The following is a 14,138-nucleotide window of genomic DNA, read 5'->3' as shown; positions in this document are numbered from 1 at the left end:
CAACCGGCTGCACTAAGCCTGCTACCTCGTGGGCAAACGGCACATTCGCAACCTCCTGTGCCACGCTCGCTGCTAGTACCATCAGTCCGACTCCTTGCGCGTGACTTTATTCACACCTACCTGCGTACCTGCTTTCATGCCGACTTTCTTGCCAACATAGTCATGCGGGTCAACATCTTTATATTCGTATGGTTCAGCCATGTTTACTGCATCAGTATCTATAGGCATGCCGTTATCATCGTAGTGTTTGATACTGGCGACATTTGGATTGGTTGCTTGGCTAGCACCTCGGCTTGCATTACCTTGACTTGCATTACCGACAATCTCATCGTCAATAGACTCTTTACCCAAATGATAGGCGGCAACCAAAGCGGCTAATAAGAGCAATGCCGCCACTTCTATCAGCATAATATACTTGGTAAACAGCGCCGTACCTACTGCTTTGGCTGAAATCGTCGTACCGCCAATCATCGCCGCATCATCATGGTTAAGACCAATCATCGCATACAGCACAACCGCGATAATAATCGTTAGCCCCGTCGGTACCGCCCAAGTTTTGGCATCAAGCCAGCGCTCTTCGCGCTCATCATTACTCATGCCGAGATTTAGCATCATAATAACGAAAACGAACAGCACCATAATGGCACCAGCATAAACGACCACTTCAAGCGCACCAGCAAAAGGCGCCCCTAATACAAAGAAAATACCTGAGATGGCCAGTAACGACACAATCATCGATAAAATAGCATGCACTGGATTGGCGAGGGTCACCACGCGCAAGCTGGCAAATATTGCCACCGCTGCCAGCGCATAAAACCCTGCCAATTCAGGACTATTTAAGATATTCATCATGGTAGCAAGCTCCTTAGATCAATCGGTGCAGCTTCGTTTTGTGCCGCGCCTTTTGGTTTATCTGCTACCGCCATACCCGTCACGCGATAATAGTTATAATCGGGATATTTACCCGGTCCTGAAATCAGCAAATGCTCTTTTTCATAAACCAAGTCTTGGCGGACATATTCGCCCATCTCAAAGTCTGGGGTCATCTGAATCGCGGTCGTCGGACACGCCTCTTCACACAATCCACAAAAGATACAGCGTGAAAAGTTGATGCGGAAAAACTCTGGATACCAGCGTCCATCTTCACGTTCTGCTTTTTGCAGTGAGATACAGCCGACCGGACATGCCACAGCACATAGGTTACAAGCGACGCAGCGCTCATCACCATCAGGGTCACGAGACAAGATGATACGTCCGCGAAAGCGCGGCGGTACAGGTACCGGCACTTCTGGATAAAGAATGGTGTCGCGTGGCCTGATTGCATGACTATTGACCATCCACATACTGCGGACAATGGTAAACATACCAATGACGGTCTTTTTTATAGTAGTAAACATGGGATTATTATCCTTATCAGCTTTACCCTAGTTCATCAGTGATGGCTACTAGTAATGACTATAACGTTGGGGAAAAAATCAAAATGACTGCAGCAGTAACCAACAGATTAATCAAGGTTACCGGCAGGCAGACTTTCCAGCCAAAGTTCATCACCTGATCATAGCGCGGACGCATGAGTGAGCCTCGAGCCAAAATAAACATGGTCATAAAGAATAGTGTCTTAATCATGAACCAAAAAGCTGGTGGAATAAACGGAATATCTAAATTAAACGGCGCAAGCCAACCACCGAAGAACAAACAAGTCATCAACGCAGAAATCAGTACGACGTTGACATATTCACCGATAAAAAACATACCAAACTTCATGCCAGAATATTCGACATGATAACCTTCGGCCAATTCTTGCTCGGCTTCCGGCTGATCAAATGGATGTCTATGGGTAACAGCAACACCAGCAACGACAAAGGTTAAAAAGCCAAAGAATTGCGGAATGATATACCAGCCGTCAACTTGCGATTCAACGATTTCACGTAGGTTGAATGAACCTGTTAAGGCAACAACGCCCATCAATGATAAGCCTAAAAAGACTTCATAACTGATGGTTTGCGCTGCAGAACGTAAGCCGCCAAGTAAAGAGAACTTATTAGCAGATGCCCAGCCACCGAACATCACCGCATAGACAGCAATACCAGCCATAGCAAAGAAGAACAAAATACCGATATCCCAATCAGCAACCCCAAGGGATGGCGAGATAGGAATAATGGCAAAAGAGGCCAAAGCGGTAAACATGGCAACCGCTGGCGCCAAGGTAAACATAAACTTATCGGTAAAGTTTGGCGTCCAATCTTCTTTAAAGAAGATTTTGAGCATATCAGCAACCAGCTGCAACGAGCCAAACGGACCAACACGGTTAGGACCGTAACGGTCTTGCCAGAGTGCAAGCATGCGGCGCTCATAAATAATCATCATTGCCGCGACAATGACGACCACCAAAAAGATGACCAGCGATTGCACGACCATAAAGAGTATCGACCAGGTATCAAAGGTCATCATACCAGCCAAAAAGCTTGGCACATCAGGGATAATACGGGTAACTTGCATATTACACCTCCTGTGTGGTGGTCGGCGCGCTGCTTACTTGTGTTGCGCGGTTATTGGTATTGGCGGTTAAAGCACTATCAGTCGCCATGCTGCCCATCATCGTCACCGGCGCATCAACTTTACGTACCGATGCTGGCATTGACGGATGGATGATATCCACCTGCCCAACCGGATAGCCGATACAACCTTCTGCTAAATAACCAACGAGCTCAACGGGTAAGGTAATTTGCTGTTTATCAATCTCAATCGCCAAATAATCACCCGCTGCAAGACCCCAGTCTTTGGCATCATCAATACCGACGCGCCATGTTGCTAGCGGTAATTGCTCAGCAACGACGGGGCTACGTGATGCCATCATAGAGCTGGCATAAAGGTTATAAATAGGTACCAGTTTTGCTTGCCCTTGCTGCATATCCGTGGTCGTCACCGAAGTAACTTCTGGGGCAACATATTGACGCGTGGCTAAGCGCTCTAATTGATCAAACAGACGGACGCCTGGATCACCATTTTTGAGGCTACCACCGACTTTATCTTGGTATTTATTCCACGCTTGCGGTGAGTTCCAACCTGCCGCATTGGCAAAAGGAATCATCGAGCTTGGCGTTTGCTTACCGCTATAGCCTTCCATTGAGAAGGTTAAACCGGTATCCAAATCTTTTGGCTGCATCGGCTCATGCACAGATACCGGCGCACGCATAGAAGTACGACCTGAGTAGCGACGCGGCTGACGGGCAATTTTTAGACCGGTCATCCGGTAATCGGCATCAGGAGCAGCGCCCTTAATACCAGCAAGTTTAGGATGAGTAGCAACCAAGGCATTGATGACATCATCAAGCTGTGTCCAGTCGACATCGCGACCTTCTAAGCTGCTATGGACGGCATGTAACCAGCGCCAACCTTCTTTAATACTGCTCATCGGATGATAATATTCGTTATCATAAACTTGGAAGAAGCGCTGCGCACGACCTTCAGCAGAGATAAGCGTACCGTCCGCTTCCGCAAAACTAGCGGCCGGTAAGACGATATCGACATCCTTATGCCAATCAAGGAGCTGATGGTCAAGGGCGATGACGGTTTTGTCAGTCAATAACTGGGTTAATTTATGCGCATCAATGGCATCGGTTAACTGGTTTTCAGCAACGATGACCACATCGAAATCAGTGGCTAATAACTCTTCGACTGATTGACCGCCAAGCATACAGACACCAATACTATTGGCATCAGGAACCGCTAAATAAATACCAGCTTGCGCATGGTATTGTTTATTAACTTCTTTTAGCTCAAGCTTGGTTGCCGGTTTACGCTCGACATCATCTTGCGCTTCTGTATCAACGCCGGTTTCAGGTTTGTTCGGCTTAGCAGATAAGTCTTTGTCTTCGCTTTGCTGAGGGGTTGCTGCTTGTGCTTCAGCGGCTGCAACCTGCTCATCACGAAGCTGTTTATCACGAACTAGAGCATTATGCGCCTCAACTTGCTGCTGCTCAGTCGCTTTAATCGCTGCCCGCTTTTGGCTTAATGCTTGGGTAATTTGTGCTGCTGCTTCTATCAAAGCAGTCGATGATAAGCTAGTACCCGAAACCACCAACGGCTTATCGGCTTGAATCAAGTCATAAGCAATTTGCTGTGCCAATGCTTGCATAGCATCAACATTAGCATCGTCATCACTATCTGACGTTGGTTCTGCGATTTCTGCTAAATCATCAGCAAAATCAGCAATCGCATCGGCGACTTTAAAGCCAAGCTTAGTAATATCTTCAGGTGTCGCAACGACGCTGACTTTACTGATATCTTCTAGCTTAGTTTGGATAACATCGATGACATATACCGGACTTTGTACACCTTGACCAATACGTTTGACTGGCTCGGCCAACCACGATTGCGTTTTGGTCGCAGCAGCCATTTTAATGGCTTCATTTTTTGCTGCTTGACGAATCGACAGCGCCACACGTGATGAGGTTTGAGTAATATCTTCACCTAGCACCAATACCGCATCATGGCTTTCGATATCCGTCATACCCGGGTTATAAATTCCCTCAGTGCTCAATACTTCAATACATTTATTAACCAATGCTTGCTGCTGATGGTTAAGGCCGGTTGAAAAGTTATCAAAACCGACCATATTTTTTAGCGCAAAGTTGGTCTCAAGGCTGGCACGTGGTGAGCCAATACCGATGACTTTTTTATCTTTGATACGTTTGATGGTTTCGTCTAACGCATAATCGATATTGATTTTAACGTGCTTATCATTGATACGTTCGAGCGCTTGCGTTGGACGGTCTTCGCGATTGACATAACCGTAACCAAAGCGACCACGGTCACATAAGAAATAACGGTTTACTTCACCGTTATAGCGGTTTTCAATACGGCGTAATTCACCATAACGCTCGCCCGGAGAGATATTACAACCGGCTGAGCAGCCATGACAGATGCTTGGCGCATACTGCATGTCCCATTTACGGTTATAGCGCTCAGAGTGGGTTTTATCGGTAAATACACCGGTTGGGCACACTTCGGTTAAGTTACCAGAGAACTCGCTTTCGAACTGACCGTCTTTATCACGACCAAAATAAACGCGCTCATTTGAGCCATAAACGCCCAAATCTTCGCCGCCCGCATAGTCTTTATAAAAACGGACGCAGCGATAGCAAGCGATACAGCGGTTCATCTCATGAGCGATAAACGGCCCAAGCTCTTGATTGTGATGAGTGCGCTTAGTAAAGCGATAGCGACGACGGCTATGACCTGACATATAGGTCATGTCTTGCAAATGACAATGTCCGCCTTCTTCACAAGTTGGACAGTCATGCGGATGGTTGACCATCAACAGCTCAACCATCGACTTACGAAATGCTTTGGCTTCATCATCGGTGACCGAGATGTACATATCATCGCCCGGAGCGACCATACATGACATCACGAGGCGACCGCGACCCGCTTCCATATCTTCTTTAGACTGATATTGCTTAACCGCGCACTGACGGCAAGAGCCGACTGAACCTAAGGCGGGGTGATAACAAAAATACGGCACATCAATGCCGAGTGATAAACATGCTTGCAGCAAGTTATCTGCGCTATCTACTTCGACAGTGGTTCCATCAATATGTATGACTGCCATGCCGCTCTCCTTATTTCACTTCTGGCTGTTGATTGGCTGCAGCCTCAATGACATCTTCACCAACCGCCTGCGCAATTTTTTGATCAAACTCAGGACGGAAATATTTAATTGCACTCATCAGTGGTTCCATCGCACCCGGCGCATGGGCACAGAAGGTTTTGCCGATCCATAAATCACGGGTTAAGCCTTCTAATTTCTCAACGTCACCGATTTGACCTTGACCATCATTGATAGCAGTCAATATTTTTACGCCCCACGGTAGACCATCACGGCATGGCGTACACCAACCGCACGATTCACGTTGGAAGAAAATCTCAAGGTTACGCAGTAATGGCACCATGTCTTGTTCTTCATCGACGACCATGATGAGCCCAGTACCCATACGGCTACCGGCTTTTTGAATGGTGTCAAAATCAACAACGGTATCTAAATGGTCAGCGGTTAAAAAGTCGGTTGATGCGCCACCCGGTAGCCAAGCTTTGAGCTTTTTACCTTCCTGCATACCGCCAGCAAAATCTTCGATAATTTCGCGCGCTGTATAACCAAATGGTAGCTCCCATAGACCGGGATCATTGACCAGACCTGAACAACCAAACAGCTTAGTACCTGGGGTTTCGACCACGCCTTTGGCTTTTGGTAAGTCTTGATACCATTTACTACCATGCAAAATAATCGCTGAAACGTTATGTAAGGTTTCAACGTTATTAACCACGGTTGGACGTCCCCATGCACCTGCCACTTGTGGAAATGGTGGTTTGGTACGCGGATTGGCACGGCGACCTTCTAGGCAATTAATCAAAGCGGTTTCTTCACCGCAAATATAACGACCAGCGCCGGTATGGACGTGCAAATCAAAGCTAAAGTCAGACCCTAAGATATTGTCGCCGACCAAATTATTGGCACGCAACTCTTCAAGCGCAGCCGTTAGACGCTCAGCTGCTAAAATGTACTCACCGCGAATAAAGATATAACCGGCAGTCGCGCCAATCGCGTAGGCAGAAATCAGCATACCTTCGATAAGCTGTAGCGGTAGGCGCTCCATTAAGAGACGGTCTTTAAAAGTGCCCGGCTCCATCTCATCGGCATTACAGACGAGATAACGTGGACCGCCATCGGGTGGTGCCATGAGCGACCATTTAATACCGGCGGGGAAACCTGCACCGCCACGACCTTTGACCACTGCTTCTTTAATGGTATTTAAAGTGTCGGCTGGCGATTGGTTTAAAGCCATTTTTAAGGCTTCAAAACCGCGTAGTGATTCATAAGTGGCTAAATCCAATACCGCATCGTGATGGGCGAGGCGCCATGTAAGCGGTTTGGTTTCACTAGTTGCGGTTGCTTTATCGCCATAGACAGGAATGCGCTGGTCATTTAATTGGCTTGGCGCTTTGCCTTGACCGCGACGAGCAATCTGCTCTGAAATCGTTAAACTCATGCGTATAGCTCCAACAATTGGGCGACTTCGGTGGGCTGCACAGGACCATAGGTGTCTTCATTAATTAAGACAGCAGGACCTTTGTCACAGTTGCCCAAACAGCAAATCGGCAATAGCGTAAAGCGGTTATCAGCGGTGGTCTGACCATAGTCGATGCCCAGCTGCGCTTTTAATTCAGCGGCCAGCGCTTCGTAACCGGTTAGATAACAAGCCACTGAATCACAAATAAGGATGACATTGCGACCGACTGGCTGACGATAAATACGGTTAAAGAAGGTTGCCACCCCATCCATATCGGTCACAGGAATATTTAGGATATTAGCGATGGCATTGACTTGTGCATCATCGACCCAGCCATTACGCTTTTGCACGATTTTTAGTGCATCTAAAGACGCTGCCCGTGGATGGGGATAATGATGCATAAACTCATGGATAGCCGCAATTTCTTCAGCGGTTAAGATACTTGCCACATCTACTTTTGGCATTTTATCGGAAACAATTCTCATAATCTTTTTCTTTCCTCACTCAGCCCACTGTTAAGGTTGCGCGCATGGCGCAATGACAGCGTTTTGGTGTGCCAGTTTGGCGATAACATGTTAATGAACGTGTCTTACTTTTAATACTTAACTTCTAATATTTAGCATTTAGCATTGATAAAAGATGATAATAAATGCATTACGGCTAACATTTAGCGGTCACAATCGGCCATCACAATATCAATCGATGCCAAATACATAATGGCATCGGATACCAATGAGCCATTAATCACCGATGGCATCTGCTGCAGGTGCGCAAATGTCGGCGTACGAATACGGGTACGATAGCTCATCGTCGCTTTATCGGAGGTGATGTAATAACTGTTTAAGCCTTTGGTGGCTTCAACAATCGTGGTGCACTCACCCGCTGGCATCACAGGACCCCAAGAAACGGAGATAAAGTGGTTAATCAAGGTTTCGATGTCATTCAAGGTACGGTCTTTTGGCGGTGGTACTGCCAATGGATGATCCGCCTTATAAGGACCTTGCGGCATGTTATCCATACATTGACGGATGATACGTAGCGACTGGCGCATCTCTTCGACTTTTACCATACAGCGATCATAAGCATCGCCGTTATAGCCGACTGGGACTTCAAAGTCGTAATTCTCGTAGCCCATATACGGACGTGCTTTACGTAAATCAAAATCTAAACCTGTTGCACGTAGACCTGCACCGGTAACGCCCCATGCCAATGCTTGCTTGGTATTATATTGCGCAACGCCTTGGGTACGACCTTTAAGCACACTGTTTTGCAGCGCTGCTTTGACATATTCATCCAGACGTTTTGGCATCCATTCTAGGAACTCGCGAACCAAACGCTGCCAGCCACGCGGTAAATCGTGCGCTGTACCGCCGATACGGAACCACGCAGGATGCATACGGTAACCAGTTACGGCTTCGATGACGTCATAAGCTTTTTGGCGGTCGGTAAACATATAGAATACTGGCGTCATACCACCGGCATCCTGAATAAAGGTACCGACGAACAGCAAGTTATTGGTAATACGGAAAAACTCACTCATCATCACGCGGATGGTTTCAGCGCGCGGTGGAATGGTAATACCGGCAAGCTTTTCAACCGACATGATATACGGCAGCTCATTCATCACACCACCGAGATAGTCGATACGGTCGGTATAAGGAATAAATGAGTGCCACGTTTGACGCTCAGCCATTTTTTCGGCGCCGCGATGGTGATAGCCAATATCGGGGATACAATCGACGACTTCTTCGCCATCAAGCTGTAGCACCAAACGAAACGCACCGTGAGCGGATGGATGGTTAGGACCGATGTTCAAGAACATAAAGTCTTCATCACGACCCGAGCGCTTCATGCCCCACTCTTCAGGGACAAAGCGCAGGTTTTCTTGCTCGTATTGTTGTTTGGCGGTATTCAAGAAATACGGGGTAAATTCAGTCGCCCGCGCATGATATTCTTTGCGCAGTGGATGACCTTCCCAATATTTTGGCAATAAGATACGGGTTAAATGCGGATGACCTGTAAAGACAATACCAAACATATCCCACACTTCACGCTCATACCAGTTGGCATTTGGCCAAATCTTGGTCGCGCTCGGTACATTAATATCGTCTTCGCTTAGCGCGACTTTGATACGCACATCGCTATTGCGCTCAAGCGACATCAAATGATAAAACACCGTAAAATCGCTGTCAGGCAACCCTTGGCGATGTTGACGCAAGCGCTCATCTATCGCTGATAAGTCAAATAGCATGACATAAGGTTTTGGCAATTTACGCAGGTATAATAGAACGTCTAATAAGTCGGCACGCGCAACCCACACCGTTGGAATCTCATCCACCGTGTGCTGTACGACAAACTTACCGGCATACTTCTGCTCAAGCTCGGTGATAACCGCTGGGACAGGCTTAATCTTAGGATCTATGTTTTCGACTACCGTGACCATGAATGATGTATTCCTTCATTAATCATAATTAAGCTATGTTGAACACAACTGAACTATGTTGATCATAACTGAACTACGATGAATATATGCGTACTGAGCATTTTTACGGATTATGAATTATTAAGCCAAACAAGCACATAAAATACCTTATGCTTAAATACTGCTTTTTCACATACAGTTTGGCTACATGCTTGCTGTTTAAATACTATCTGGGCTACGCAAGTTTTTCACAGCGATACGGTCCGCTTGCTTACGGTCACGCTCAGGCGTCATTTGCGGCTGATAGATACCCTGCTCATTGACATGAATACCCAGCGGACGACGCTCTTTAGTAATCGACTCTTGCAGCAGCATCAAGCCTTGAATCAAGGCTTCTGGACGCGGTGGACAACCGGGTACATAGACATCAACAGGAATGATTTTATCTACGCCTTGCACCACTGAGTAGATGTCATACATACCGCCCGAGTTGGCACAAGCACCCATTGAGATGACCCATTTTGGCTCAAGCATTTGCTCATATAGACGCTGAATAACCGGTGCCATTTTTACAAAGCAAGTACCAGCAACAATCATCACGTCCGCCTGACGGGGCGAGGCGCGAATAACTTCGGCACCAAAGCGTGATAAATCGTGAACCGCAGTTAAGGTAGTTGCATATTCGACATAACAGCATGAGGTACCAAAGTTAAATGGCCACAGTGAGTGCTTGCGCCCCCAGTTTGCTGTTGAATGAACAAGGTCTTCGAGACGACCCATAAAGACGTTTTTATTGACTTCGTCTTCGAGCGGGTCATTGACCGTTTGACTAGTCTGTGCAGGATAGGTATCTGCATCAGGGTTGGCTTTTGTTAATGTGTATTTCATAACATACAACCTTTATTTTAAGCGCCATGCGGCAATCAGATTGCCACTACGAGCGCCATAACTTCTATTATGAATAAATTAATCGTGCTGACATACTGGAATAAGGCTAAAGCAATCTAGCTATAAGCAATTAGCGTTCGACCTTATTGGGCTGCGCAGAGGTGGCAAAATCCACGGAGGTTATATTACCTGTGGTATTAATATGATCGATATTCTGCAAATGACGACGATTGGTCTCAATGTTGTTCGAGACATTAATTTGCCCTGAAGATTGCGCCGGTATTTTACCCGTCGGATCAACCATCAGCTCATCAACGCCATCAAATTTGGTGATGTCTGCCAAATTGAAACCTGCCGGAGCCGCATGTAAGCGAGGTTGCTTACGGCGTTTATCCGCCGGTGCCCAGTTCATCGCACCCAGACTAAGCTCGTATACCAAGCCAATAATCAAGATAGTGATAAATATCGCGGCAGCGACAAAGCCAAGCCAGCCAGCCTCACGAACGGAAACCGCATAGGCGTATAGATACAGCGCTTCTAAATCAAAAATAACGAAAAAGATGGCCACCAAATAGAATTTGGCAGACAAACGAATGCGGGCGTTGCCAGCTCCGACAACACCCGCTTCAAATATCTCTTCTTTTTGTGAGCCCTGAGAGCGACCGCCAAGTAAGCGCGGAACGACCAGCATAAATACAACTAGCCCAATGGCGGCTAAAATAAAAGCGATTGCTGACCAATTAAAAGCAGACATGATAATACGTGCTCCTCACCCAATCGAGTGTCAAGCGCACCGCAAATACTCACAGATAATGGTGGTAATGGCGACAGGCGTAACGCAGACGAAAACACAAAGTAACTGTCATTGAGTCACTTTATTTGAGTAAATTTGTTTAAATAACTCAGTGATTGTATAAATCAATGACTATTATAGCTACTGTGCTGGTAACAACCAATTATCAAGCTTATTGACGACGATGTCAGACGTGACCAACTGTAGATGTTCCGCTCTGTACACGGATAAAAAGGCTGGTCGCCCAACGCATCTTGTAACAACGTAAGATCAACGTATTAAATCAATATCATATTCGGTGTTTACTTAATTGATTTAATAGCTCATTACACGTAGTCAACAATGACGTGACAACTGGCATAAATTATTTACGTACTATACGCATATCGGCAATCAAAAGCTAGTTTTTAACTGCATTGAACGGTCATTTTCTCTGCAAAAAAAATATGTTTTTTTTACCATAAACTATGATATACACGTTACCTTATATTAAGCCCAAATCCATATTTCTAAAAAGGCGCCGGTATATATAGTGTAAGTCACGAAATCCAAACGCTTTTTTACTCGGCACTCATCCTTCAACTCCTCACCCAAAGATGGGGTTTTTGCTTTATAATGACCCACCGAATTTCATGGTAATATCGGCAGCTATTTTAACGACAGCGGTTATGGTTAATTGTCACAAAATATTAACTGCCATGAGCTAAATTAACAGACGGATTGAATAATCTTACCGACGCCATATTTTGATATCGAGATGAGGCAACAAGCTATAATGCTATGTTGTCATGTTGCGCTATCGATTTGCGTAATACGTGCAGTACTGATTGAACTTAGCGGCTGTTAATATCGAAGCTCGCCTCCTTTTGCTTACTTTTTTGCTTTTGTCTTACAGGTCACCTTATGAGTCAACTTAATCCCAAACAACAAGAAGCGATGCTCTACGTATCTGGTCCATTGCTTGTGCTAGCAGGTGCCGGCTCTGGTAAGACATCGGTGATTACCCGTAAAATTGCCTATCTGATTGAAGAATGCAACATGCCAGCCGAGCGCATTACCGCGGTGACCTTTACCAATAAAGCGGCGCGCGAGATGAAAGCCCGGGTCAGTAAATTGCTGCCAAGTGAAAAAACTCGCGGGCTGACGGTGTCTACCTTTCACCAATTTGGGCTACAGTTTTTACGTTATGAACTGACTCATACGCCGCTTAAAGGTAACTTCTCCATCATGGACAGCGACGACAGCAAACGTCTGTTGATGGAGCTGATGATGCGTGACAATTTAAGCGGTGCGGAAAGTCGTGAGTTGGTCGGCAAAGCGATAAAAATGATTTCTGATTGGAAAAACGATCTGATTGAGCCGGACAAGGCGATGGAAACTTTGGACGATCCAGAAGATATGATTTTTGCCACCCTTTATGCTTTATATGAGCGCAATCTGCGTGCTTATAATGCCGTTGATTTTGATGATTTGATTGTTTTGCCAACCAAAATCTTACGTGAAAATAGAGAGCTGCGTGATAAATGGCAAAACCGTATTCGTTACTTGCTCGTCGATGAATATCAAGATACCAATACCGCCCAGTATGAGATGATTAAATATCTGGTCGGACCACAAGGACGCTTTACCGTTGTTGGTGATGACGACCAATCTATCTATGCGTGGCGCGGTGCTAAACCTGAAAACATGGGATTACTGAAAGAAGATTTTCCTAAGCTTAAAATCGTCATGCTTGAACAAAATTATCGTTCAACCACGCGTATCTTGACCTCTGCCAACGCCGTTATTACCAATAACGAGCATTTATTCGAAAAGAAACTCTGGTCAGATAAAGGTCAAGGCGAAAAAATTCGCATTATTAATTGCCGTAATGACGATGATGAATCCGAGCGCGTGGCAAAAGAGATTGTCACTCATAAACTGCGTTTTGGTAATGAGTGGGAACAATATGCGGTTCTTTATCGCAGTAACTTTCAGGCACGCATGCTAGAGGCACAACTTCGTCAGCTGCAAGTGCCTTATAAGTTATCTGGCGGTCAGTCGTTCTTTGCTCGTAGTGAAATTAAAGACATCATGGGTTATCTGCGTTTGATTCTTAACCCTGAAGATGACAGTGCGTTTTTACGGATTATCAATACGCCGAAGCGCGGGATGGGACCAGCAACCCTTGAAAAGCTTGGTTTATTTTCACAAGAGCATAGCATCTCGTTATTGGCGTCTTGTACGCATGCCGGGCTTGCTCATGTCTTGCCGTCTAAAGCGTATGGGACGTTGAAGGAGTTTGGCGATTTTATTGGGCATTATACCCGTGAGCTCGATCAGCATCCCGACCCCGTGCCAATCGTCCGTCAAATGATTGATGAAACCGGTTATATTGACTTCGTCCGTAGCGATTCTAAAACGCCACAACAAGAAAAAAATCGTATCGATAATATCGACATGCTATATACCAGTATTCAATCGCTGATTAATCGCGCCGAAGAAGACGAAGACCGCACTATTGATACCATCATTCGTAAGCTGGTATTGCTCGATATGCTCGAGCAGCAGCAAGAAGAAGAAAATACCAATAAAGTGAACCTCATGACCTTACATGCGGCAAAAGGTTTGGAGTTTGATTTCGTTTATATCATGGGGCTTGAGGAAGAGATGCTACCGCACCGCAACTCTATCCTAAGCGAGACGGTCGAAGAAGAGCGCCGCTTGATGTATGTAGGCATTACCCGCGCCCGTCGTGAGCTGACATTGACGCTTGCCACCCAGCGCCGCGCAGGTGGTCAGATGCGCGTGACGTCTGAATCACGCTTTTTAGATGAATTGCCAGAAGATCATATCGACTGGCCAGCCAAAGCGAAAAAGAAAAAAGCCAGCAAAGACCCTGAAAAAGTTGCTGATGAATACTTGGCCAATATTCGTGCTTTATTAGGTAATCGCTAAGTTTAAAACTTAAAACTTAAAACTTAAA

The 14,138-nt window shown here is 45.9% G+C and carries 10 protein-coding genes; 1 reads left to right on the top strand and 9 read right to left on the bottom strand.

Features of this window, described 5'->3' with window-relative positions:
• Positions 1–81: 81 nt before the first annotated feature.
• The 9 genes from nuoJ to ndhC all read right to left on the bottom strand — a co-directional run bounded on the left by nuoJ (position 82) and on the right by ndhC (position 11,134).
• Positions 82–852: an NADH-quinone oxidoreductase subunit J gene (gene nuoJ / locus ACP7AA_RS08760; RefSeq protein ID WP_426223302.1), complete on the bottom strand. Its 771-nt coding sequence runs from the start codon at positions 850–852 to the stop codon at positions 82–84.
• Positions 849–1,397 carry an NADH-quinone oxidoreductase subunit NuoI gene (gene nuoI / locus ACP7AA_RS08755; protein ID WP_079691073.1) on the bottom strand — a complete coding sequence of 183 codons (549 nt, stop codon included), beginning with the start codon at positions 1,395–1,397 and terminating at the stop codon, positions 849–851. Before nuoI ends, nuoJ begins: the two co-directional genes overlap by 4 nt.
• A 58-nt stretch (positions 1,398–1,455) precedes the next feature.
• A complete protein-coding gene (nuoH, locus tag ACP7AA_RS08750; RefSeq protein WP_298909792.1) occupies positions 1,456–2,451 on the bottom strand; it encodes an NADH-quinone oxidoreductase subunit NuoH in 996 nt (331 codons plus the stop codon).
• Positions 2,452–2,500: 49 nt separating this feature from the next.
• Positions 2,501–5,614 (bottom strand): NADH-quinone oxidoreductase subunit NuoG, encoded by a 3,114-nt coding sequence (gene nuoG / locus ACP7AA_RS08745; protein ID WP_426223301.1) that lies wholly within the window; start codon positions 5,612–5,614, stop codon positions 2,501–2,503.
• Between the two features lie 10 nt (positions 5,615–5,624).
• Positions 5,625–7,049 carry an NADH-quinone oxidoreductase subunit NuoF gene (nuoF, locus tag ACP7AA_RS08740; RefSeq protein ID WP_201628728.1) on the bottom strand — a complete coding sequence of 475 codons (1,425 nt, stop codon included), beginning with the start codon at positions 7,047–7,049 and terminating at the stop codon, positions 5,625–5,627.
• On the bottom strand, positions 7,046–7,555 hold the full coding sequence (nuoE, locus tag ACP7AA_RS08735; RefSeq protein WP_201562539.1) for an NADH-quinone oxidoreductase subunit NuoE: 510 nt from the start codon (positions 7,553–7,555) through the stop codon (positions 7,046–7,048). Before nuoE ends, nuoF begins: the two co-directional genes overlap by 4 nt.
• Positions 7,556–7,737: 182 nt before the next feature.
• On the bottom strand, positions 7,738–9,513 hold the full coding sequence (nuoC, locus tag ACP7AA_RS08730) for an NADH-quinone oxidoreductase subunit C/D (RefSeq protein WP_201562541.1): 1,776 nt from the start codon (positions 9,511–9,513) through the stop codon (positions 7,738–7,740).
• 198 nt (positions 9,514–9,711) lie between these two features.
• The gene (locus ACP7AA_RS08725) at positions 9,712–10,380 is read right to left on the bottom strand and encodes a NuoB/complex I 20 kDa subunit family protein (RefSeq protein WP_201562543.1); all 669 of its coding nucleotides are present in this window, start codon (positions 10,378–10,380) and stop codon (positions 9,712–9,714) included.
• Positions 10,381–10,510: 130 nt separating this feature from the next.
• Positions 10,511–11,134 carry an NADH-quinone oxidoreductase subunit A gene (gene ndhC, locus ACP7AA_RS08720; protein ID WP_426223300.1) on the bottom strand — a complete coding sequence of 208 codons (624 nt, stop codon included), beginning with the start codon at positions 11,132–11,134 and terminating at the stop codon, positions 10,511–10,513.
• Between the two features lie 942 nt (positions 11,135–12,076).
• Between ndhC and ACP7AA_RS08715 the strand changes: the two genes are divergently transcribed.
• Positions 12,077–14,110 carry a UvrD-helicase domain-containing protein gene (locus tag ACP7AA_RS08715; protein ID WP_426223299.1) on the top strand — a complete coding sequence of 678 codons (2,034 nt, stop codon included), beginning with the start codon at positions 12,077–12,079 and terminating at the stop codon, positions 14,108–14,110.
• Positions 14,111–14,138: the final 28 nt, after the last annotated feature.

Origin of the sequence: Psychrobacter sp. DWR1-2-3 (genome assembly GCF_049896465.1) — a bacterium.
Classification (GTDB): Bacteria; Pseudomonadota; Gammaproteobacteria; order Pseudomonadales; family Moraxellaceae; genus Psychrobacter; species Psychrobacter maritimus.
The sequence above is the reverse complement of the archived record's forward strand: the minus strand, read 5'-3'. Positions and strand labels throughout refer to the sequence as shown.